At 58.5% G+C, this 22843-nt stretch carries 22 protein-coding genes and 1 pseudogene; 11 read left to right on the top strand and 12 right to left on the bottom strand.

Annotation, left to right across the window (positions count from 1 at the left end; all coding sequences use genetic code 11):
• Positions 1-61 precede the first annotated feature (61 nt).
• Positions 62-1459: a NorM family multidrug efflux MATE transporter gene (locus JFV26_RS05425; RefSeq protein WP_201190429.1), complete on the bottom strand. Its 1398-nt coding sequence runs from the start codon at positions 1457-1459 to the stop codon at positions 62-64.
• Between the two features lie 157 nt (positions 1460-1616).
• Here JFV26_RS05425 and JFV26_RS05420 point away from each other — a divergent pair, with 157 nt between their 5' ends.
• On the top strand, positions 1617-2537 hold the full coding sequence (locus tag JFV26_RS05420; protein ID WP_201190427.1) for a LysR substrate-binding domain-containing protein: 921 nt from the start codon (positions 1617-1619) through the stop codon (positions 2535-2537).
• Positions 2538-2938: 401 nt separating this feature from the next.
• Entirely contained in the window at positions 2939-4915 is a 1977-nt protein-coding gene (locus JFV26_RS05415) for a methyl-accepting chemotaxis protein (RefSeq protein WP_201190425.1), read from the top strand.
• Between the two features lie 104 nt (positions 4916-5019).
• On the opposite strand, the pseudogene JFV26_RS05410 reads toward JFV26_RS05415, so the two are convergent.
• Positions 5020-5942, bottom strand: a pseudogene (locus JFV26_RS05410) (ABC transporter six-transmembrane domain-containing protein).
• Positions 5943-6056: 114 nt separating this feature from the next.
• Between JFV26_RS05410 and JFV26_RS05405 the strand changes: the two are divergent.
• Positions 6057-6647 (top strand): TetR/AcrR family transcriptional regulator, encoded by a 591-nt coding sequence (locus JFV26_RS05405; RefSeq protein ID WP_201190423.1) that lies wholly within the window; start codon positions 6057-6059, stop codon positions 6645-6647.
• A 132-nt stretch (positions 6648-6779) separates the two neighbouring features.
• Entirely contained in the window at positions 6780-7994 is a 1215-nt protein-coding gene (locus tag JFV26_RS05400; RefSeq protein ID WP_201190421.1) for an aldose 1-epimerase family protein, read from the top strand.
• A gap of 2 nt (positions 7995-7996) precedes the next feature.
• Here JFV26_RS05400 and JFV26_RS05395 read toward each other — a convergent pair whose 3' ends face one another.
• The 4 genes from JFV26_RS05395 to JFV26_RS05385 form a co-directional block, all read right to left on the bottom strand.
• The gene (locus JFV26_RS05395) at positions 7997-9493 is read right to left on the bottom strand and encodes a YifB family Mg chelatase-like AAA ATPase (RefSeq protein WP_201190419.1); all 1497 of its coding nucleotides are present in this window, start codon (positions 9491-9493) and stop codon (positions 7997-7999) included.
• Positions 9494-9862: 369 nt separating this feature from the next.
• Positions 9863-10360: a HipA domain-containing protein gene (locus tag JFV26_RS34100; protein ID WP_274610328.1), complete on the bottom strand. Its 498-nt coding sequence runs from the start codon at positions 10358-10360 to the stop codon at positions 9863-9865.
• Positions 10360-11145, bottom strand: coding sequence for a type II toxin-antitoxin system HipA family toxin (locus JFV26_RS34095; RefSeq protein ID WP_274610322.1), 786 nt, complete (start codon positions 11143-11145; stop codon positions 10360-10362). The genes JFV26_RS34100 and JFV26_RS34095 overlap by 1 nt, the downstream gene beginning before the upstream one ends.
• On the bottom strand, positions 11145-11441 hold the full coding sequence (locus JFV26_RS05385) for a helix-turn-helix domain-containing protein (RefSeq protein WP_201190417.1): 297 nt from the start codon (positions 11439-11441) through the stop codon (positions 11145-11147). The genes JFV26_RS34095 and JFV26_RS05385 overlap by 1 nt, the downstream gene beginning before the upstream one ends.
• 692 nt (positions 11442-12133) lie before the next feature.
• On the opposite strand from JFV26_RS05385, the gene JFV26_RS05380 reads away from it, so the two are divergent.
• The gene (locus JFV26_RS05380; RefSeq protein ID WP_201190416.1) at positions 12134-12412 is read left to right on the top strand and encodes a HigA family addiction module antitoxin; all 279 of its coding nucleotides are present in this window, start codon (positions 12134-12136) and stop codon (positions 12410-12412) included.
• Here JFV26_RS05380 and JFV26_RS05375 read toward each other — a convergent pair.
• Positions 12409-12936, bottom strand: coding sequence for a BRO-N domain-containing protein (locus tag JFV26_RS05375; RefSeq protein WP_201190414.1), 528 nt, complete (start codon positions 12934-12936; stop codon positions 12409-12411). The genes JFV26_RS05380 and JFV26_RS05375 overlap by 4 nt on opposite strands.
• A gap of 556 nt (positions 12937-13492) precedes the next feature.
• Between JFV26_RS05375 and JFV26_RS05370 the strand changes: the two genes are divergently transcribed.
• The gene (locus JFV26_RS05370) at positions 13493-14092 is read left to right on the top strand and encodes a hypothetical protein (protein ID WP_201190412.1); all 600 of its coding nucleotides are present in this window, start codon (positions 13493-13495) and stop codon (positions 14090-14092) included.
• 328 nt (positions 14093-14420) lie between these two features.
• Positions 14421-15896 (top strand): hypothetical protein, encoded by a 1476-nt coding sequence (locus tag JFV26_RS05365; protein ID WP_201190410.1) that lies wholly within the window; start codon positions 14421-14423, stop codon positions 15894-15896.
• Positions 15897-16031: 135 nt separating this feature from the next.
• On the opposite strand, the gene JFV26_RS05360 is transcribed toward JFV26_RS05365, so the two are convergent.
• The gene (locus JFV26_RS05360) at positions 16032-16292 is read right to left on the bottom strand and encodes an accessory factor UbiK family protein (protein WP_201190408.1); all 261 of its coding nucleotides are present in this window, start codon (positions 16290-16292) and stop codon (positions 16032-16034) included.
• Between the two features lie 415 nt (positions 16293-16707).
• On the opposite strand from JFV26_RS05360, the gene glnK reads away from it, so the two are divergent.
• The 4 genes from glnK to sutA all read left to right on the top strand — a co-directional run bounded on the left by glnK (position 16708) and on the right by sutA (position 19484).
• The gene (gene glnK / locus JFV26_RS05355) at positions 16708-17046 is read left to right on the top strand and encodes a P-II family nitrogen regulator (RefSeq protein WP_002555808.1); all 339 of its coding nucleotides are present in this window, start codon (positions 16708-16710) and stop codon (positions 17044-17046) included.
• Between the two features lie 35 nt (positions 17047-17081).
• Positions 17082-18419: an ammonium transporter gene (locus JFV26_RS05350; protein ID WP_201190406.1), complete on the top strand. Its 1338-nt coding sequence runs from the start codon at positions 17082-17084 to the stop codon at positions 18417-18419.
• A 213-nt stretch (positions 18420-18632) separates the two neighbouring features.
• Positions 18633-19058 (top strand): secondary thiamine-phosphate synthase enzyme YjbQ, encoded by a 426-nt coding sequence (locus JFV26_RS05345; RefSeq protein ID WP_033060691.1) that lies wholly within the window; start codon positions 18633-18635, stop codon positions 19056-19058.
• 102 nt (positions 19059-19160) lie between these two features.
• Entirely contained in the window at positions 19161-19484 is a 324-nt protein-coding gene (sutA, locus tag JFV26_RS05340; RefSeq protein WP_201190403.1) for a transcriptional regulator SutA, read from the top strand.
• Positions 19485-19666: 182 nt separating this feature from the next.
• On the opposite strand, the gene JFV26_RS05335 is transcribed toward sutA, so the two are convergent.
• From JFV26_RS05335 to dapF, 4 genes are read right to left on the bottom strand one after another with little or no spacing between them, the layout of a single operon-like run.
• The gene (locus tag JFV26_RS05335) at positions 19667-20374 is read right to left on the bottom strand and encodes an HAD family hydrolase (protein ID WP_201190401.1); all 708 of its coding nucleotides are present in this window, start codon (positions 20372-20374) and stop codon (positions 19667-19669) included.
• Positions 20371-21270, bottom strand: a complete 900-nt coding sequence (gene xerC, locus JFV26_RS05330) for a tyrosine recombinase XerC (RefSeq protein ID WP_201190399.1) — start codon at positions 21268-21270, stop codon at positions 20371-20373. Before xerC ends, JFV26_RS05335 begins: the two co-directional genes overlap by 4 nt.
• 2 nt (positions 21271-21272) lie before the next feature.
• On the bottom strand, positions 21273-21998 hold the full coding sequence (locus JFV26_RS05325; protein ID WP_201190397.1) for a DUF484 family protein: 726 nt from the start codon (positions 21996-21998) through the stop codon (positions 21273-21275).
• Positions 21999-22011: 13 nt separating this feature from the next.
• Positions 22012-22842 carry a diaminopimelate epimerase gene (gene dapF, locus JFV26_RS05320; RefSeq protein WP_201190395.1) on the bottom strand — a complete coding sequence of 277 codons (831 nt, stop codon included), beginning with the start codon at positions 22840-22842 and terminating at the stop codon, positions 22012-22014.
• Position 22843 lies beyond the last annotated feature (1 nt).

Genomic DNA, 22843 nt, shown 5'->3' with positions numbered 1-22843 from the left:
CAGCTCCTATATGGGAATGTGTACACCCGTAGGAGCTGCCGAAGGCTGCGATCTTTTGATCTTAATCCGCCTGAGCTACCTGAAAGCTTGCCCCAGAAGACGGCTCACGCCGAATCATCCGCTTCATCTTCCACTCAAACGCCAGCGTCAAACTTACCGCCGCGCACGCCAGCCCCAGCGCCAACCCCCACCAGACGCCCGTCGGCCCCCAGTTCAGATGGAAGGCCATCATCCACGCGGCCGGCGCGCCAATCAGCCAATAGCAACCGAGCCCGACCAGGAACGTGGTCTTGGCATCCTTGAGCCCGCGAATGCAGCCCATGGCGATGGTTTGCGTGCCGTCGAACAGCTCAAACCACGCCGCCACCGCCAACAGGCTCACCGCCAGGTCGATGACCGGGCGAAAGGCCGGGTCGTTGTGGTCGAGGAACAAGCCGATCAACTGATTCGGCAGCAGCCAGAAGACCATGGCGAAGGCGAGCATCGAGGCACCGCCAAACGCGATCCCGACCCGACCGGCCAGCCGCGCATCGAGCAGTTGCCCGGCACCGTAGTGTTGGCCGATGCGCATGGTGATCGCATACGAAAGCCCCGCCGGCACCATGAACGCCACCGAGACAATCTGCAGCGCGATCTGGTGCGCCGCCAATTGCGTGCTGCCCATGGTGCCCATGCACAGCGCTGCGAAGGCAAACAAACCGACTTCCACCGCGTAGGTGCCGCCAATCGGCAGTCCCAGGCGCCACAGTTCTTTCAGGTACTGACGGTTCGGCCGCGACAGGCCCTGGCGCAGTGGATAAGCGTCGTAGGCCGGATGCCGGCGAATATGCAGCGCCAGCGCCACGGCCATCAGGTTGGCAACAATCGCGGTCACCAGGCCGATCCCCACCAGACCCATTTTCGGCAAGCCGAACATCCCGGTGATGAAGGCGTAGTTGAGGACGAAGTTGGCCACGGTGCCGCAGAGACTGATCACCATCACCGGTGTCGCCCGGCCGATGGCGCTGGTGAACCCGCGCAGGGCCATGAAGCTCAGGTAGCCGGGCAGGGCGAACGGCAGGATCGTCAGGAACTGCCCGGCGGCGTGGACGTTGGTTTCAGTCTGGCCAAACAGCAGCAACACCGGCTTGAGGTTCCACAGCAACAGCCCGGCCACCAGCGCCATGATCCACGCCAGCCAAAGCCCTGCCTGGGTCAGGCGCGCCGCACCGACAATGTCCCCCGCGCCCTGACGGATGGCCACCAACGTGCCGACCGCCGCGATCACGCCGATGCAGAAAATCGACACGAACGAGTAAGTCGCCGCGCCCAGCCCACCGCCGGCCAACGCCTCGGGACTCAGGCGCGCCATCATCAAGGTGTCGGTGAGGACCATCAGCATGTGCGCCAACTGCGAGGCAATCAACGGCCCCGCCAGCCGCAGGATGGCCCAGAGTTCGATACGTGCTGGATGCTGCATGGTCATCACGCTCCCTTATGAAATGAACTGGAAAGGCACGATTCTCGGCGCTCTGCGGGGTTTGCACAAAGGGATAAAAAGGATGGGTGGCATGATTAAAACTCATCCAGGGTCGTTTCTGATAAGTTTGCCGAATCCCGCTACAGGAGCTTTCTCCATGTCACGTCGTCTTCCTCCCTTGTATGCCCTGCGCGCATTCGAAGCGGCGGCGCGGCACAGTTCGTTTACCCGCGCCGCTGAAGAACTGTCGATCACCCAAAGCGCGGTCAGTCGGCATATTCGTACGCTGGAAGAACATTTCGCCTGTCGGCTGTTTCACCGCAGCGGGCGCAACCTGCAACTGACCGAGTCGGCGCGGCTGATCCTGCCGGGTATCCGTGAAGGCTTCACGGCCCTGGAGCGCGCCTGCAATGCCTTGCGCGCCGAAGACGACATCCTGCGTATGAAAGCGCCATCGACCCTGACCATGCGTTGGTTGCTGGCGCGGCTCAGTCGCTTTCGGCATCTGCAACCGGGCAACGAGGTACAGCTGACCAGCGCCTGGATGGACATCGACTCCGTGGACTTCAACCACGAGCCGTTCGACTGCGCCGTCATCCTCAGCAACGGGAATTTTCCTCCGGACTGGGAGGCGACTTTCCTGTTCCCCGAAGAGCTGATTCCGGTGGGCGCGCCGAATCTCTTGAAGGATCAGCCGTGGGACGTCGCGCGCCTGGCCAGCGCCGAGTTGCTGCACCCGACGCCGGACCGTCGCGACTGGCGCAGTTGGCTGGAGCGCATGGGCTTGTCGGATCAGGTCTCGCTCAAGGGCGGGCAGGTGTTCGATACCCTGGAGCTGGGCATGATCGCGGCCGCCCGAGGCTACGGCGTGTCGATGGGGGATCTGCTGATGGTGGCCGAGGACGTGGCGCAGGGGCGTCTGAGTTTGCCGTGGCCGACCGCCGTCGCCAGTGGTGAGAATTACTACCTGGTCTGGCCGAAAACCCGTCCTGGTGGCGAACGTTTGCGCCGGCTCAGCGATTTCCTGCAAGGGGAAGTCCGGGTCATGGAATTGCCGGATGTCGAACGCCTGAGCTGAATCGATAGAGTGGCCCCGCGCCTCATGCCGATCAGTTAAAAAAATCTCAGGCGAAACACGCTCTTTGTAGCAGCTGACGAGCAACGCGAGGCAGCGTTCGGCTGCGAAGCAGTCGTAAAACCTGGATAAATGTTCTTCCTGAAGCACCGCGTTGCCTGATTTCACGACGGCTTCGCCGCCGACCGCAGGCTTCGCCAGCTGCTACAGATCGCGTTACGGCGTAACTGACTGGCATTAGGCCTTGCGCAATAACCGGGTTAATAACTCAAGTATTCAGCGTTGCCGCCGAAAATCTGCTTGTGGAACCTTCGTGCCGGTTTCGCGTTTTTTCCCATTATTAGAAATTTTGCTGAGCGTAGAGCCGGATCAAGGAGGATCCGGTCGCTCGGCCAGGAGCTGTCATGTCTCAACCCCGTGCCCGGATCGCCTCACAGCTTGGTCTTGCGCTAGCCGTGATTCTGGCGATTGTCATCAGCGGCAGCACCGTGTTCGCCTTGCGCTCGCTGGACACCGCCAACCTCGCCACCCGCGAAGAACACCTGGCCAGTGAGGCCCGGTTGCTGGCCGATCAGTTGAGTACGTTCCACGGCACGTTGCGTGAAAGCACTCAGCGCTTGAGCGGCCTGTTCGAGAAGCGCTTCAGCGCGGGCCTCACCGTGCACGCGGATGAACCGGTGACTGTCGCGGGCGTGCAAACCCCGGGTCTGCACCTGGGCAGCGAAGTGTTGAACAACAACTTCAAGGAAGTCGACGAGTTCAAGCAAATGACCGCCGGGGTGGCGACGTTGTTCGTGCGTAGCGGCGAGGACTTTATTCGGGTCAGCACTTCATTGGCCAAACAGGACGGTAGCAGGGCCATCGGCACAATGCTGGATCACGCTCACCCGGCCTATGCACACCTGATAGCAGGCCAGGGTTACGTCGGTCGTGCCTTGCTGTTCGACCGCTCCTACATGACTCAGTACACCCCCGTACGTGACAGCAGCGGTAAGGTGGTTGCCGTGCTGTTCGTAGGATTCGATTACACCGACGCGCAGAACGCCCAGTTCGAGAACCTCAAACGCTTCCGCATCGGCCAGACCGGCTCCCTGGCCCTGCTCGACGAACAGAACAAATGGCTGGTGCCGATCGCCGGTGTGCAAGCGCTGGATCAAGCCGTGCCGGCCATCGTTGCGCTGGCGAAGAAGCCGGGCAAGGGCGAGTTCTGGAGCGACAAGTCGGAAGATTTCTACAGCGTCGCCGTGCCATTCGATGGCGGCCCATGGTCGGTCGTGGCGAGCATGCCGCAAGACGAAATCAGCGCCGTGACCTGGAGCGTCGGTATTCAACTGGCGATTGGCAGTTTGCTGGCGATGTTGATCGCCGTGGGTTCGGCCGTTTGGTTGCTGCGCAGCAAACTGGCGCCGTTAGGCGACCTGGTCCGTCAGGCTGAAGCCTTGGGCGCCGGTGATTTGAGCGTGCGCCTGAACGTGTCGAGCAATGACGAAATAGGTCAGTTGGCCCGGGCTTTCAACCAGATGAGCCAGGCGCTGTCGACCATGGTCGAGCACATCCGCAAGGCGTCGGAAGAGGTCAACAGCCGTGCCCAGGCCCTGTCCGGTCTGTCCGGTGGCGCGTATGAAGGGATGGAACAGCAGTCCGGCGAAATCACCAGCATGGCCGGCGCTGTGGAAGAGTTCAGCGCCACGTCCCTGGACATTGCCGACAACATGGGCAGCACCCAGCGTCTGGCCCAGGAAAACGCACAGCAAACCCAGATCGGTCGTACGTCCATGGAGGAAGCGTCCGCTTCTCTGGAACAAATTGCCGGTGCGTTGAACAGCACCGCGACGGTGATCAATACCCTCGGCCAGCGGTCCCAGGAAATCGGCGGCATTGTCGGGGTGATTACCGCGATTGCCGATCAGACCAATCTGCTGGCGCTGAACGCCGCGATCGAAGCCGCCCGTGCGGGCGAGCAGGGCCGTGGGTTTGCGGTGGTGGCGGATGAGGTCCGCAATCTGGCGTCGCGGACCCGCGAAGCGACGGACGAAATCTCCGGCATGATCCAGAGCATCCAGCAGGAAACCGGCAACGCCATCAGTACCATGGAGCAGGGCAACGTGCTGATGCAAGAAGGCCTGTCGCGCAACGCTAATGTCGCGTCGGCCCTGGCGCGGATTGATGAGCAAAGCCGTTCGGCGGGGCAGCAGTTTGCCGCGATCACTACCGCAACCCAGGAGCAGAGCAGCACCGCAACCTTGCTCAGCAGCAACCTGCAAAGCATTGCGCTGGCCAACAGCGAGCAGCGCGAAGTGGTATCGAACCTGGCGATTACCGCTAAGGAGCTGGAGTCGCTGGCGGCGGACTTGCGACATGAGGTTGACCGGTTTCGTTGAGGTGCCTTTGAAATAGCCTTCGCGAGCAGACTCGCTCCCACAGTTGATCTTTGGTGTTCACCGCCGATCCAATGTGGAGCGAGCCTGCTCGCGAAGGCAGCACCTCAATTTTCAGCCCTGTCCCCAAGCCCCGGATCAACCCGCTTGCCAATGTCCCGCAACCGCGCCAACTGATCCACCATCGACGGCGCTTCATCCAGGCTGCTGACAAACGTCCACAAATACGTCATCACCGCATACACATGCCCGGCCTTCACCGCCGGCGACAGCGCCAACTGACTGATGGCGATCACAAACAATACCGCCGCCACCGAGCCTACAAACAGATAGGCCGTCGCCTCGCGGTCCGAGAGCCAGATTCGCAGCCGCGACAGGACTCGATAGTGGCGCTGCAACGTATCGGCGCCGACTTTCTCGACCAGCCCGATCTCTTTTTCCAGCCGGTCATTCAAGCGCTCATGCAGCTCCTGATTGCGCCGGGCAAACCGTGGCAGCAAGGTCATGCACAGCAGCAATGCCGCCAGACAGGCCAGGCCAATCCACGGCTCGATCACCAGCAACATCACCGCTGCCCCGACAATCGACACCAGCGCCGTGGCAATGGTCGGCACATGTTTCTCGAAGAAATCCACAAACTCCGGGCCAGCACCACCCGCGCCGCCGAAGTGGAGGTGCTCTGGTTTTGCAGGCGTTGGTTGAGGATCACCGGCACGGCGAGGTCGGCATAGATCCGCGTAAATGTGCGCGTATCCACCGCCCTGCGTGCTGCCCCGACCACCCAAAATGCCAGGACCACCAGCGCATAAAACAGCGCGCTGGTGGCATCGCCGCGGATGATTGAGTCCACGGCAAACCCGGCGAACAGCGGGTACGCCAGCAACAGCGCGTTCTCCAGCGCCACCAGCGACATCGTAAACAGCAGTTTGCCGGGGTAAGCCCTGGCGATGGCCTTGAGGGTCTGGCTGGCGGATTGTTGCCCGATCTTTTTGCTTTGTTCGATCAGGATGTGTGGGGTAACGGCTGTCATGGGTGCACCGAGAGGAAGATAAACGCTATTATTGAGCGACTGCTCAAGTATCCTTGAGCAGTCGCTCAAGAAGCAAGCGCCGTCGATCTGCCGGCGCCACGAGGTTATGTCCAAATGTCGCGTATCGACCGCAAAGACCAGATCATCGCCGCCGCCCTGGAGCTGTTTCGCAGCAAGGGTTTCGCCGACGTCTCCACCCGCGACCTGGCTGAACACGCCGGGCTGTCCCGCAGCCACGTCTATCACTACTTCACCGACTGGAAGGAACTGCGCCGCGAAGCGTTTGTGCGGTTTGCCAATGAACAACTTGAGGAAGTCCGCGCACCGCTGGCGGATTTGCCACCACGGCAAGCGTTGCTGGGGTTCCTGACTGATTGCCTGCCGTCCTCGGCAGATGCCGGTTGGGCGTTGTGGCTGGATGCCTGGGATGAGGCGATGCATGACGCTGATTTGGCGGCGGCCTACCTGGTCGTCAACGCACAGTGGCAGTCGATGCTGGCCGAGATCATCGAGCAGGGCGTGGCGACGCAGGTGTTTCGTTGCGCTTCACCTGAGCGGGCCGCGCGGCAGATCTTCGCCCAGACCATGGGGTATGCCGATGATTTGTTGCTGCAACCATCGTTCGAAGCCGCTACGGCAGCGCTCGATGAGGTGATGGAAGTCGCTGCATTGCTGCTGAGCATTGAAAAACACGCAACCGTGTAGGAGCTACCGAAGGCTCGGGCCGCGTTCGGACGATCATTTGCTCCTGTTTTGCGAAGTTATGCTGCTTTACAGCTTGCTGAATCGTTTCTTCAAGTCTATAAAAATGGCACAACTCCAAGAAAGGCTGCCTCCATGACCCCGCTCAAACTCGTCGTTGCCCTCGGCGCGCTGTCCGCTGCCTCCCACGCCATGGCCTGGGATTACGTCCTGCTCGACACCGACAAAGCCGCCCAAAACTGGCAGATCACCAGCCAGCAACTCGGCGTGAAAACCGACAAACCCTTCTCCGTGACCCTGCGCACCTTGCACGGTGGTCGGCAGGAGGGCGTCAGCATCGTCGACATCGATAACGGCGCGCTGAAACTCTCGGTGGTGCCTACCCGCGGGATGAACGTCCTGCAAGCCTCTGTCGGCAATGTGCGCATGGGCTGGGACTCGCCGGTCAAGGACGTGGTCAATCCGTCCTTCATCGAACTCAATGGTCGCGGCGGCCTGGGTTGGCTGGAAGGCTTCAACGAACTCGTCGCCCGCTGCGGCTACGAGTGGGTCGGCCATCCGGGCATGGACAACGGCGAACTGCTGACCCTGCACGGCCGCGCCGCCAACATTCCGGCCAGCAAAGTCACCCTGCACATCGACGAAAAACCGCCGTACGCCATCAGCCTGCGCGGCGAGTTGAAGGAGCAGGCGTTCAAGAAAGTCGACTTCTCGGTGCAGACCGAACTGGTCACCGAGCCAGGCAGCGTGGCGTTTGCCCTCAACGACACGTTGACCAACAACGGCGACTACCCGAAAGAATACCAGGCGCTGTACCACAGCAACTTCAGTACCCCGTTCCTGGAACAGGGTGCCCGTTTTGCTGCACCGGTGAAGCAGGTTTCGCCATTCAACGACAAGGCCAAAGCGGACTTGTCGGACTGGCAGACCTACCGCGCGCCGACCAAGGATTACGACGAGACGGTCTACAACGTCGTGCCGTATGGCGATGCCAAGGGCGACACGCTAACCGTGCTGCATAACAAGGCCGGCAGCCTTGGGGTTTCCGTTGGCTTCAATACTCAGCAGTTGCCGGTGTTCTCGTTGTGGAAAAACACCGATACCCAGGGGCAGGGGTATGTGACGGGGCTGGAGCCTGGGACGAGCTTTTCCTACAACCGTCGGTATCAGCGGCCGCTGGGTTTGGTGCCGATGATTGGGGTGAAGGAGAGCAAGCAGTTCCAGATCCACTACAGCTTGCTGGCGGATAAGGGGGCTGTGGATAACGCGTTGCAGCGGGTGAGTGATATTCAAGGTGGGCGCGAAACTGAGGTTCGGCAGATGCCTCTGGTGGACCTGACCAAGGAGTAAAGTCATCCGTTGGCAGTCGGCCGGTACTGCAGCGCTTCGGCCAGATGCCCGCGGCTAATGCCATCGACCTGTTCAAGATCCGCCAAAGTACGGGCTACCTTGAGCAGTCGGTGCGCTGCTCGCAGTGACAATGTCAGACGTTCGCAAGCGGATTCCAGCCAGTTTTCATCGGCTGTGGATAACGTGCAGTGCTTGCGCAGGCCCGGCAGATCGAGGAATGCATTGGCGCAGCCCTGGCGTTTGTGTTGCCGTTCTCTTGCGTCGGCAACCAGTGCTGCCGCGGTTGCCGTGTCGTCGCCAGGTTGGGGGGCAGGGTTCAATGCAGTCGCTTCCCGAGCGACGGTCAGGTGCAAATCGATGCGATCCAACAGTGGCCCGGACAGTTTGTTGCGGTAACGCTGGACCATGTCCGGTGTACAGCTGCATCTGCCGCTCGGCTCGCCAAGATATCCACAGGGGCAGGGGTTCATCGCGGCCACCAATTGGAAACGCGCCGGGAAGCGTACGCGGTCCTTGGCGCGGGATATCACGATGTGACCGGACTCCAGCGGCTCGCGCAAAACCTCCAGGACCTTGCGATCAAACTCCGGAAGTTCGTCGAGGAACAGAACACCGTGGTGGGCGAGGGTGATTTCGCCGGGTTGTGGTCGTGAGCCGCCGCCGACCAGTGCCGGACCTGAGGCCGAGTGGTGGGGCTGACGAAACGGTCGCTGCGGCCAGTGACTCAACTGCACACAACTGGCGACCGATTGAATCGCCGCAACCTCCAGTGCTTCATTCTCGGCCAGCGGCGGCAAAAGCCCTGGTAAACGACTGGCCAGCAGGGTTTTTCCCGTCCCCGGCGGCCCGCTGAACAGCAAATTATGCGCGCCTGCCGCCGCAATCAGCAGCGCGCGTTTGGCTGACAGTTGGCCCTGCACCTCATTCAAATCGGGATACGGCATGCTGGCGTATAGCAAACCATTGGATACGTACGGCTCGATCGGCGTGTGGCCATTGAAGTGCGCCACGGCTTGAAGCAAATGATCCACCGCAATCACCTTCAACCCTGACGCCAGGCAGGCCTCTTCGGCATTCGCCCGCGGCACTACCAGCATCCGCCCGGCCTTGCGCGCCGCCAACGCTGCCGGCAACACCCCACGTACGGCCCGCACATCGCCCGAAAGCGCCAACTCCCCCAGGCATTCCACGTCATCCAGCGTCAGCGTCGGTACTTGCACGCTGGCCGAGAGAATCCCCAAGGCAATCGCCAGATCGAACCGCCCACCGTCCTTCGGCAAATCCGCCGGGGCGAGATTCAAGGTGATACGTCGTGCCGGGAATTGCAGCCCTGAATTGATGATCGCACTGCGCACCCGATCCTTGCTTTCCTTCACCGCGGCTTCTGGCAAACCGACCATCGTCAGCGACGGCAAGCCGTTGGCCAAATGGACTTCTACGGTAACGGCGGGCGCATCTACCCCAATCTGGGCGCGGCTGTGGACGATGGAGAGGGACATGGTCGTTCCTTGAGCTATACGGGAACCGCTTCCTGCGGTTTTTGAAGGGTAGCCGGGTCGCGTGAGGGCACAGGCACCGAATTTTCGCAGGATGTTGCGGGTGTCTTGCTGGTGGGTGAGGCGTAAGCGAGCGAGGAGTGCCGACGTCATTCGTCGCGGGATGAGGTTGTTGTAGGGCGTTGCCTGGATCAATGAAGGACGGTGGCGAAAGCTGAATCGAAGGCGAAAAAAAACCGCCTTGAGGAGGCGGTTTTTTATTTGCAGGCTTCGGTGAGGCCAAGGCCTGCACATCCTCAGCGGATACACTCACCATACAGTCCTACACCAAGGCCAATGATCAGCAAACTCACCGGCAACGCCTGAACCTTGTTATGACTCGAAGTCTTTATGCACCTTTTTCAGGACATTAAAGATGCCTTCACCCGCTTTGTGGGCGATTCCTATGCTGTCGAAGACCTCTTTCCACCCTGATAGTGCTGTCAGGGTCTGTTCGATGTAGTCATTCGCCTTCAGATACTTGTACTCACTGCAGATCTCCAGGATCCGCTTCCTGGTTGGCTTGGCAGGGGTGCGACCACCGAAATCGGTCGTGTGTTCACCCGTGGCGGTGGAGAACGTCACGTCGTAGGCCGGAGTAAGTGTCCAAGTCTCCTTCTCTCCCGGTGCCGGCGGCTCATGACAGAGGAAGGCAAAGTTCTTCAGGTGGTCATCGTAGTTGTGTGCCAAGGCGTTGAAGATCATCAGTCGGGCCATTTTTTCTACCTCCACTGAGCTCTTTGTTATCGCATTCGTGAGCTTTAGCAGGTTCGGGTAGTCGATTGTCGATGGAGTTCGGTAATCGGCATACATGAGCGCAGACACGGTCATCATGTGAATCTTGCGATTGCCTTCCCGGTCGAACCGTTTCGTTGCAAAAAGCTCTCATTGGGCCTGCCGGGCTTGATCAGGTTCACCAGGCACGAATCGGCCATCGTTACCCCGGCATTCCTCGCCATTTCTGCATAAGCAAATTCAATGGCGCCTGTCTCGATTGGCTCATCGAGCGCTCTGAATTTAACGATCCAGTGTGCATATCCTTCGGGCAGCGGGCCAAACGCTGAGGTGGCTTTTCGTCCATCCTCACTCATCGCGACGATAGCTTTCGGCCTGGCACCGCCTGGTGACCCGCCCGCGAGGCGTAGCGTGGTCAGCACTGCTGATGTTTCACCCTCTTGGACTTCGATAGCGTCTTGGTACAACTGGCTGATACTCATAGAACCCGTCAGCTTGGCTTTTTCCGATTTCGGCTGGTACTCGAAGGCCCCCATGCCTCGATCCCCCATATAAGCCAGGCGATCAAGTGCCGTCAGGGTGTAATGGGTACCATCGCCGAAGGTGCTGCTGAAAAACCTGTCCATCAGCAACATGCCCCAGCCGTCCGGGAGGGAGTCAGCAAAAGGCCCCTGCAGGCCGTCGAAAAGGCTGCGCTCCATGGGCAATTGAGGTTGGCTATCCCACTTCATTGTAATCGGAGAGAGATTGAATCCAGTCGCGATCCATCCCGGGTCGTAAGTGAAGTAAATGCCCTTCCCTTCGGCTCTGTAGAGATCCCCGACCTTGACTCCTTCTTTCAGCACGGTGAGGGCTTCTGTGTGCTTGAATTCCTTTGGCATCACTTCATCCCCCGTCTGCGTTTGGCATTCTTCAGTTCGTCGTATGAGTTCGGATGCTCGGGTTTGAAGAGCTTGATCACAGAGGACAGTTCATCGAGCGCGCTGGCCACCAAGATCAACGCCTCAAGGGTTATCACCCCGGTCATCTCGAATCGCTTGATCGTCGACTCCGAAACCCCCGATTTTTCGGCGAGCGTCTTTCGGGAGAGGTTCTTCGAGAGACGAAGGGTTTTCGCGTTTTGACCGACCTCTCTTGCAACTTCGGCGGGCGAATAAAGCAGATGCATGAACGACATGGTCTGGCTACCTGCAATTTTTTATAAGGTCTATATATGACCAATTTTAGCCTAAAATTGGACTATATAGATCATATATGGCCATTATCGAAAATTTCGATGCGCCAAGGATCTCCTCGGAAATAAAAAAGGTCATATATGACCTTTTTAAGCGACAAAAAAGTTTTTAGTGGTCATATACGGCCTTTTTAATTCTTTGAGCGCCACATGGCGCCATGTGGGGCAGCATTTTTTCGCTCGACGCAAACAAAGGACTTGATGATCCTCTTAAGGATTGAAATCTCAATGACTGCTGGGATTTGCAGGGCCCTTAATGAAGTAACGCGATGCTGGACGCATGTTAAGGAGTCGGAATGAATATCTGTAAATACTTCCGATACACACCGCTCTTTGCTCTACCCAGCAGCACTGGGACAAATCGCAGGCTCAATGAGTCGCATTTTTTTCGAAAATTGCGCAGCTATTTTGAAAACCGACACCAGCGCCGGACCTGACGCAGGATGTTGCGGGTGTCTTGCTGGTGGGTGAGGCGTAAGCGAGCGTGGAGTGCCGACGTAATCAGTCGCGGGAGGATGTTTTTGTAGGACCTTGCCTGGATTAATGAAGGACGGCGGTGAAAAGGTACGAGCGTTCTTGTCTGCTTGAGCAGGCTGCTTATGATCATCCATTGATCGCTGAGCTTGGAGACGGAAATGAGTAGTAGCGGAATGCGGCCGGTTCATCCTGGCGAAATTCTTCATGAGGAGTTTCTTGAGCCGTTAGGCATTTCAGAATCAGCTTTTGCCCATTCGCTCGACGACCCGTTGAAAGCGGTCAACGAAATCGTGAAGCACCAACGTTGGGTCGGTGCTGAGCTAGCGAGGAAGTTATCTCGTTGCCTGAACACCACGCCCGAGTTCTGGCTGAACCTGCAATCGATTTACGATCTGCGCAAAGCCGAAATCGAACGTGGTTGCGCTTCAAGTACTTAAAGCGATTGCAGTGCCCGCGTAGCACGCTTCCACCACCGCGCATTGACCGCACGCTGGGGGCGTTCACCCTCCGCCAGCATGTGCGGAACATCCTGCAAGCGAATCCACGGCTGGTTATTCCAGTGCAGCAAGCTCAACGACATTTCCGGCCAGTTCAGCCGGCTCAGGATTGGGCGTTCTGGTGTATCGGGTTGTCTGGCGTCCCTAAGGGCGGGTACCACGTCGTGGGTCAGCCATTCGCGCAGGCTTCGGTACTCGGGGCAGTAGTGATAGACCAGCAGTGCATAGACGCCGGATTCACTGATCAGCAGCGTGTTTTCGAGGCTGCCATTGAGCAGTATTGGTGCGTACTGGTGTTGGTCGGGATCGAGTTTACGCAGGGTGCGTTCGTCGAGGGAAAGCCGTAGCAATCGACCGAGGTCCCGGGCGCTGAACCAAGGCTGGTTTTCCAGCAGAAGGGCGTGGAGAGGGCGTTTGTGGCGGGTGAAGAGTTGGGGGGGCAGATAAGCTTCATCGCAGTTCATTGATACAGCTCCTTTTGCTCAATGGGCTGCCAGCAGTCGTCGCCAAACGAATGGGTGGCAGTTGTACGCGGGTTGGCGAACCGGAGCAAAAGGAACCCGGCAGACCCGAAGGTCTCCCACGCACAACCGCCATGACTCGATGTTGCGGGGTAACCCGCCATCGGATGGTCGTCGTGTTCCTTTTGCTTGTGGGTCGCCAAACCCAGTGCTGAATGTTCAGCAATGGGCGAGCTTAGGAGATCGTGTCGTGTGGCGCAATCTGAAATCGCGCAGGCCGTTGCAACGTCCATTCGCGAGCGAGCCCCTTTCCACTCCGGGGGGAGCGGGGGATTGAACTGCGCTTGCGAGTAACCCCACCCTCGTCAGCGACGCAAAGTTGTTGGCCAGATGCACGACAAGGTATTTCAAATCATGTTTGAAAAGGCCTGAAAACAGGGTTTATTGGCAAATAAGGTTCGGGATTATTACTTCTTTTTTCAAACGTTGCACTTGCTTTCAGGGTTCAGGTTTAGTTCCACGCTTTTGGATTATTCCATAACCTCTGGAGAGCAATAACATGAACGTATTTCCATCGTCTTCAGTGACATCGAATCCCCCAGACAGCCGAGCAGCGGTTAGCCTGAGTGACCATCAAAAATCGAGGACTGCCACTGCTTTGTCAGGCGTCATGAATACAAATAATGTATACGCGACAGTCGATCGCCAAAAATCCACTGCCGAAGATGAAAAGCACCTGAAAGATTTTTTCAACTCGGCGGAGTTTGATGCACATAGGGCCTTTGAAAAGGAAATCAAGCGCTCTACAATTGTTGGCAAACTAAAGGATACATTTCATCGGGAAAGTATTCCGGACTCTGTGGCAGCCCTGCGCAAGAGAGATTACCCGATTTCCAAGGGGCAGATCTTTCGCGCACACAAAGCGCCTGCAAACTCTACGGGTAATGTGGACGTACTCAGAAATAATGCACGGGGCGCTACAGATAGCGTCGACGATTATATTGCACATGTTATCCGGCATACCGCCAGTTGCGGCAGCGCGGGTTCAATCCTGTCGTTCAGTGCTAATAAAAAAGTGTCTAAAAAATTCATGGGGGGGACAAAGTATTACTGGGTATTAATATTAACGCCCTGCCGGCGCATGTCCGGCCGTACGTGATGACCACCCCACAGTTGATTGTGAAGCATGCGGGAAGCCTGTTAAGGCAAGGGCGGATTACACCTTTGGAGTTGATATCAGCGCTTTATCAGTTAAATAATAAGGAAGAAGAGGTTTTTTTGTCGGGCAGCTTGGTCATTTACAAATTGGGGAGCTGCCGAAGGAATGTGTTTTTTCTGTGGAGTCGAGTGCCGGTAAATTCATTTACCGGCGTGAGCCGTCAGCCCAAAAAACGCGCGTTGGCCCGTCGCCATTACCCATGCCTTGCAACCCTGCTGTCAATGCATTCTCATTCAATAACTCAGGGAACTGCGACGGTAATTTTCCGATGCCAAAAGCGGCTAAGGATTTGGCGATCAGGCCAGATTTGACCTGGCACGCATCGATACCTGGCGATGAAAAAGTGGTACGTCTTTGCCAACTATTCGATGAGTATTATGGGGGGCAAAAGAGCTTTGATGGGTTGCCGTTTTCCGCTGCTGTTGAACACATCGCCACGCTGGACCAACGGGCTCAGGCCAACCCTCTTGAATGGTTCGATACGCTAGAAAAAGGCAGTATTTTCAAAAAGGAAACGGGCGCGGCCTATGCCCGATACATTTCTGTTATTTCCCCCGCCACTACAAACGACGCAATCAGGGTAGCCGCCTCCGTCGCTTTGGCACCGCTGCATTTTTTTGTGGCTGCCACGCTGCGGGCACTCAATGAAGGGAAACTGTCTTGCGAGACGGCCATTGGGCTTATGTACCAGCCTTTGATAGATCAAGTTTCTCCTGCAGGTGCATTAGCCCCCTATCGTGCGTTGATTCAAGTACAGGCCTTGGCGGAACTTGTTTTTGTCACGCTACCGGCACAGATTCTGCGCAGTGCTCATCCTGAAATAGACAAGGAGGTCCGCGCTCTTTTGCTCACAGCGTTTAACCAGGCCCCATCAGGTGCCCCGAGCTTGGCGGAACAACTTGATGCTCGCCCATTGTTTGGAGTGCCCGACGCGCAGATCTCGCTTAAGAAGCGCATGAAGCGGGATGTGGGCTTGCAGCTGTCTTCATTGATGGGCGTGGGAAAAGCCAAGCTGAAGTTCACAGGGCTTGGCGCAGGAAATCATGCCTCGCAAATACAACCGGATGGGCTGGCATTGACCCCTGTCACTACTTTCTACGACGTGTTCGACAAGCATGTACCGCAGATTCTGGTATGTGTTGATAACGTTCTGGCGCAACACAGTCGATCTGCCAAAGCGATGCCCGAAGCAGATATGGTTATTCAAAGAAAAAAACATGAAGATAAAATCAAAAAGGATCGCTTTAATCATGACGCTCATCAGTTGATGAATACCGCGGTTGGTGCTGATTGGCTGAGTTATCAGAAATCGTTGCGTACGCGCCGCACCGAGGAGAGTCTGCGGCAGGATAATCTGGCGGCTGACCAAGCTGAAAAACAGGCCGGATATGAGTATGGTCGCCTTAAGCATATTGCAGTGGCAACTACAGTTAACGAAGTTGCGATCACTCTGAGTGCGCAAAAAATCTTCCCGTGCACAAGTACCAAGGTGCCCGCAAGTGCTGCCGATAGCTGCGCCGAGGTTGCTGCACAAGTTCATCTGTTAGAAGTGGCGTCGATTGATTCAATCAGGTTCAAACCGATTGAACCGGCTGATGTTGATGCTGAAATATTGAAGATGAGAGAGCGGTTGGGCTTTTCGTCCGTTGTCGCGCCACGGGTAAAGCTCGGCACCGCCCCGTTGCCGTACAGTGATGGAAACTTGCTTGAGCTTGCGGATAGGGCCATTAATAAAAGCGAGTGATCTATTTTTCGCCCCGCTTGCGAAGGACGTCGCGGACAATTTTAGCGCGCTGCCGGGTGCCCGGCTTCCAGCGTTACCGTTGGCGGCGTTCATCGGAACGCCGCCCGGAGCAAGTCCGCTCCAGAAGGGCGGTGGTTACTCGGTTGGCGGATCGAGCTTCGCTTCAAGCGCCGCCACTTTCGCTTCAAGACTTTCCAGGCGCGCCCGGGTCCGGGCCAATACCACCATCTGGCTATCAAACTCTTCGCGACTCACCAGATCCAGCTTGCTGAAGCCGCTTTGCAGCAGCGCTTTGAACTGGCTTTCGATTTCGCTTTTCGGCAGCGGGGTTTCGCCGCTGAAGAGGCGGGAGGCGGTGCCGCTCAGGGCGTCGAGGAAGTCTTTGGGCGCGAGCATGGGGAAGGTCCTGGAAACAATGGCGGGCAGTGTATCACGCAGTGTCTATAGTCAAATCCGCAGGCACGGATGCACGCTTTTCGCGCAGGCGGACGGACGGCAGCGCACTGTTGTTGTGCGTAATGTCATCGGCGTTTGTGGGAAGCGGCTTGCAGCAGCGACCAAGGGACTGAATTCAGTGGGTTTTGGCGAGATGGCAAGCTTTCTGCTTAGTTGCTAGTGACCCATGCACTGATGCAGTCGCTGTGACGAATGCAGTGCGCCACGTGGAACGGGGAAGTTTCGCACGGAGTGGTTAGCTGGCGTCGGACGGGCAGGTTGGGCCGACGATGCGTTACAAAGCCAGGCACTGCGCTTAGACTTGAGTCGGGTTTGTTTTCCTGGGGCAAGTCCACCAATTCGGGAGAGAGTTTTCATGAAGCTAGTCACTGCCATCATCAAGCCGTTCAAACTGGACGATGTACGCGAGTCGTTGTCCGAGATCGGCGTGCAGGGCATTACCGTTACTGAGGTCAAAGGCTTCGGTCGGCAGAAGGGTCACACCGAGCTGTATCGCGGCGCGGAGTACGTGGTCGATTTTCTGCCCAAGGTGAAGATTGATGTCGCCATTGACGACAAGGATCTTGACCGGGTTATCGAGGCGATAACCAAGGCAGCCAACACCGGCAAGATTGGTGACGGCAAGATCTTCGTGGTCAATCTGGAACAGGCGATTCGCATCCGTACCGGCGAAACCGATACCGACGCAATCTAAGCCGCCACACACCCAACGCCCCAGGAGAAAACAATATGACTCTGCGTAAATTCGCAGGGCTCGGAGCCCTGTTGTCCATCGTAATGCCCGGCCTGGCCATGGCGGCAGATCCGGTGGCGCCTCCAGTCCTCAATTCCGGCGATACCGCCTGGATGTTGACCTCGACTGCCCTTGTACTGTTCATGACCATTCCTGGCCTCGCGCTGTTCTACGGCGGTATGGTTCGCTCCAAAAACATTCTTTCCGTGATGATGCAGTGCTTCGCCATTACCGGCCTGATCACCATCCTGTGGTTCATTTATGGCTACAGCATGGCGTTCGATACCACGGGGATGGAAGTCAACGTCGTCAACCTCAACTCCTTTGTCGGCAGCTTTGCCAAGGCCTTCCTCGCGGGCATCACGCCTGCCAGCATTACGGGCCCGACGGCGCTGTTCCCAGAGGCAGTGTTTGTGACTTATCAGATGACCTTTGCGATCATCACCCCGGCGCTGATCGTCGGTGCGTTCGCTGAGCGGATGAAGTTCTCCGCGATGCTGATCTTCATGGGCATCTGGTTCACCCTGGTGTACGCGCCCATCGCGCACATGGTCTGGAGCGGTCCGGGTTCGCTGTTGGGCGACTGGGGCGTGCTCGACTTCGCGGGCGGCACCGTGGTTCACATCAACGCCGGTGTGGCGGGCCTGATTGCCTGCCTGGTACTGGGCAAGCGTAAAGGCTTCCCGACCACCCCGATGGCACCGCATAACCTCGGTTACACCCTGATGGGCGCGGCGATGTTGTGGGTCGGCTGGTTCGGCTTCAACGCCGGTTCCGCTGCTGCGGCCAACGGCACTGCCGGTATGGCGATGCTGGTCACCCAGATCGCGACCGCCGCCGCTGCACTGGGCTGGATGTTCGCCGAGTGGATCACCCACGGCAAACCAAGCGCACTGGGTATCGCCTCGGGTGTGGTGGCCGGTCTGGTCGCCATTACTCCGGCTGCCGGCACCGTGGGCCCGATGGGCTCGCTGATCATCGGCCTGGCGGCTGGGGTGGTGTGCTTCTTCTGCGCTACGACCCTGAAACGCAAACTTGGCTATGACGACTCCCTGGACGCCTTCGGCGTGCACGGTATCGGCGGTATCCTCGGCGCGATCCTGACCGGTGTGTTCGCTGCACCGTCCCTGGGTGGCTTCGGCACCGTCACCGACATTGCCGCACAAGTCTGGATTCAAACCAAAGGCGTGGGCTTCACGGTGATCTACACCGCGATCGTTACCTTCATCATCCTCAAGGTTCTGGACGCCGTCATGGGTCTGCGTGTGACCGATGAAGAAGAGTCGGTTGGCCTCGACCTGGCACAACACAACGAACGCGGCTACAACTTGTAAGACGCGCTCAAAAAAACTGCCCGGCTTGCCGGGCATTTTTTTGTCCGGAATTTGTCAGTAATGGCATGGCTGAAAGGTTTTTTCCTGCGGCTTAAGTCGTGTTTACGCCGGGCGTTTTTCCGGGGCGAAAGACTTACAGCATGGCAGGAATATTAGGGCCTTTGTTTTTTCCCAGAGCGCGCTAGAATGCGCCCCGAACGTGCGGAGAACTGTATGTGGCAACAGACTCTGATTACCCTGCGGGCAAGGCCCCGGGGCTTTCATCTGGTAACGGACGAGTTACTCGCCGGCCTGCCTGAACTCAAGGCGTGCCGGGTCGGTCTGTTGCATTTGTGGCTGCAGCATACCTCGGCGTCGTTGACCATCAACGAGAACGCCGATCCGGCGGTACGTCGCGACTTCGAACGATTTTTCAATCGTCTGATCCCACAAGGCACAGACGGCTATGAGCATAACGACGAAGGCCTGGACGACCTCCCGGCGCACTTCAAGGCCAGCGTGCTTGGCTGTCAGCTCAGTTTGCCGATTTCGGCAGGCCGACTGGCGTTGGGGACCTGGCAAGGCGTTTATCTGGGCGAGCACCGTGATTTTGGCGGTGCCCGTAAAGTCCTCGCCACCGTGCACGGTGAAGGGGCATAAACCGCTGGTTACCGGCGGTTGTAGAATTTTTCCCGGCCGCCTTCGACAGATGGCGAAGCTGGGCTATAACTAATCTGCTTTTCGCAAGTCATGAGGTAGAACATGAGCGACGATGATCTGGAAAACGACGACCTCGAAGTAGGCGACGAAGACGAGGCCGAAGAAAGCCTGGAAGCAGCAGCGGAAGACGTTGCTGACGACGACGGCGGTGATACGCCGGCGCCGACCGCCAAAGGCAAGGCCAAGGCTGCTGTGTCGGTCGATGAGCTGCCGAGCGTCGAAGCCAAAAACAAGGAACGCGACGCCCTGGCCAAGGCCATGGAAGAGTTCCTGGCCAAAGGTGGCAAGGTGCAGGAAGTGGAGGCCAATGTGGTCGCCGATCCGCCCAAGAAGCCTGACAACAAGTACGGCAGCCGGCCTATCTAAGCGCCTGCTACTTGCTTGTCGAAAAAGCCCGCCGTCGCTGCGGGCTTTTTCATGGGTGAAGCAAAAGCCGAGGCACCGAGCTGTAGGAGCAAAGCTTGCTCGCGATGACGGCATATCAGCCAACACCAATGTTGAAGGTGACGGCCTCATCGCGAGCAAGCTTTGCTCCTACGGGGATTGTGTCAGGCTGAGGTGGCGTTCCAACGGGCTAACAGCGCCGGCAAATCGGTCAGGCTGCGAATTTCCGCATCCGGCAACCGATCCGCTTCCCAGGCCTTGCCCGCCGGGTTAAACCAGATCGCCCGCAACCCTGCCTGTTGGGCGCCAGCAATGTCATCTCCCGGATGATCGCCAATGTGCACCGCCGTCTCGGCCGTCGCCCCACCACGCTGCAAGGCCTCGTGAAACAGTCGCGCATCGGGCTTGGCGATGCCGATGTCTTCGGCGCACAACGCAAACTTGAAGTAATCCGCCAATCCCAACCGGCTTACATCAGCATTGCCATTGGTGACCACGCCGAGGGCGTAATGGTTGGCCAGGATCTCCAGCGTCGGCTCGACCTCGGGGAACACCTGGATCTGGTGCCGGGCATGCAGAAACACTTCGAAACTCTGATCCGCCAGGTCTGAAGCCTGGTGATGGTCGTAACCGGCCTCTTCCAGCGCATGAAACAGCACGCGCCGACGCAGGGCGCTGATGCGGTGTTTGAGGCCCGGTTCGTTGTTCAGGACGCGTTCACGAATGGCCCACAAATGCTCCACCGGCACAGCGCCCAGATTCGGCGCATGCTCGGTCAGCCATTCACGCAAGGTGGCTTCGGCACTGACGATCACCGGGGCGGTGTCCCACAGGGTGTCGTCGAGGTCGAAGGTGATCAGTTGGATTCTCATGACTCATCGCCTTTAATGCGTTTGGCCCGCGGATGGGCGCTGTCGTAGACCGTTGCCAGGTGCTGGAAGTCCAGGTGGGTGTAAATCTGGGTGGTCTTGATGTCCGAGTGGCCGAGCAATTCCTGCACGGCGCGCAGATCCTGAGAGGATTCAAGCAAGTGGCTGGCGAAGGAGTGCCGCAACATGTGCGGGTGCAGGTTTTGCCCCAGCTCACGCTCGCCTGCAGCCTTGACCCGCACCTGAATCGCTCGAGGGCCCAGGCGCCGGCCTTGCTGGCTGACAAACACCGCATCGTCCGTGGGGTTGGTCATGGCCCGCAGCGGCAGCCACAACTCCAGCGCTTCCCGAGCCTTTTTTCCAACGGGCAGCAGGCGAGTCTTGCTGCCCTTGCCGAGCACCTGAACCATGCCGTCGGCCAGGTCCAGTTGATCCAGGTTCAACCCCGTCAGCTCCGAAAGCCGCAGCCCGGAGGAATAGAACAGCTCCAGAATCGCCTGATCCCGACGCGCCAGGAAATCATCTTCTACCGCGCCTTCCAGCAGTTGCAGCGCGCGGTCAGTGTCGAGGGTTTTCGGCAGGCGACGTTCGCCCTTGGGCGGCGCCAGGCCGTTGGCCGGATCGTGATCGCACAAGCCTTCGCGATTGAGGTAGTGATAGAGCCCGCGCACCGCTGACAGCAGGCGTGCCAGGCTGCGGGACGATTGACCTTGGGAATGCAGGCGAGCGATCAGGCTGCGCAAGCGCTGAATATCCAGCGTGGCCCAGCTGTCGATGTTCTGTTTGACGCACCAGCCCAGCACTTTGTCGAGGTCGCGGCGGTAAGCGTATAGCGTGTGGGGCGACACCTGACGCTCACTGCGCAGGTGTTCGCAGTAAGCGTCCAGTTGTCGTTCCACGATCAGCGTACCGAGCGTAGGGAATTATTGACCCGTGGCAGTACGCGGCCCATGACTTCGGCGATGTAGCTCAAAAACAGCGTACCGACCGAGCTCTTGTAGTGCTGCGGATCGCGACTGGCGATGGCCAGGACGCCGTGGATGCCTTGATGGCTGATGGCGACGACGGCGGTGGAGCCGATCTGTTTGCGTTGTTCTTCGCCGAACAGGAAGTCCAGTTCGTGCTCACGCAGGCTGCCGCTGACGCTTTTGTCTTCCGAGAGCAGGCCGCCGATAGCGGTTTGCGCTTCGGCATGAGTCGCCCAGCGACCCACTGGCATCGGGTTGTCGCCCAGCAGGATCAAGCTGACGAAGGGAACCTGGAAGTCCTGGCGCAGACTGTCTTCGACACCGATCACCACGTCTTCGAGGCTGGTGGCATCCATCAGCGCGAGAATCAGGCGGCGGGTTTTTTCGAAGAGACGGTCGTTGTCGCGGGCGACGTCCATCAGGTGCGAGAGGCGATGACGCAACTCTATGTTGCGGTCGCGCAGGATGGTCATCTGGCGCTCCACCAGCGAGATGGTGTCGCCGCGCTGGTGGGGGATACGCAAGGCCGGAAGCAGTTCTTCGTGCTCGATGAAGAAATCCGGATGAGCCTCCAGGTACGCGGCAATTGCCGCCGCCTCAAGGCTTTCGGAAGGGGATTCGTCGGGCTGTAGGGCGGGAACCTGAGGCTTGTCTTTCATGGATTTGGCTCTCTCAAAGACGCACTTGTCCTTCATAAACGCGTACTGCCGGGCCGGTCATCATGACCGGTTGGCCAGGGCCTGCCCATTCAATGGACAGACGCCCGCCGGGCAGGTCGATCAATAGCGGCGAATCCATCCACCCCTGGCTGATCGCGGCCACTGCCGCAGCACAGGCGCCGGTGCCGCAGGCCTGGGTTTCCCCGGCCCCGCGTTCCCAGACGCGCAGCTGCGCACGGTTGCGGTCGATGACCTGGAGAAAACCGACATTGACCCGCGACGGAAAGCGCGGATGGTGTTCGATTTTCGGTCCCAGTTCATGCACCGGTGCGTTGTTGATGTCGTTGACCCGCAGCACCGCATGGGGATTGCCCATGGACACCGCCGCCAGTTCGACGGTGGTGCCGTCGACTTCGAGCTGATAGCTCAAAGCCTGGCCCTCGGCTTCGAACGGGATGTCGGCCGGCACCAGGCGCGGTGCGCCCATGTCGACGCTGATCTGGCCGTCGCTGCGGATATCCAGTTCGATGATGCCGCTTTTGGTCTCGACACGAATCTGCCGTTTGGCAGTCAGGCGCTTGTCGAGCACGAAGCGGGCGAAGCAGCGCGCACCGTTGCCGCATTGCTCCACTTCGGAACCGTCGGAGTTGAAGATCCGGTAACGGAAATCCACATCCGGGTTGCTTGGCGCTTCGACGATCAGCAACTGGTCGAAACCGATGCCGGTGTGCCGATCGCCCCATTGCTTGGCGTGCTTGGGCAGGATGTGCGCGTGTTGGCTGACCAGGTCGAGGACCATGAAGTCATTGCCCAGGCCGTGCATCTTGGTAAAACGCAGCAGCATG

Source organism: Pseudomonas sp. TH31 (genome assembly GCF_016650815.1).
Lineage (GTDB): Bacteria > Pseudomonadota > Gammaproteobacteria > Pseudomonadales > Pseudomonadaceae > Aquipseudomonas.
This window is presented reverse-complemented; position numbering and strand designations above follow the sequence as displayed.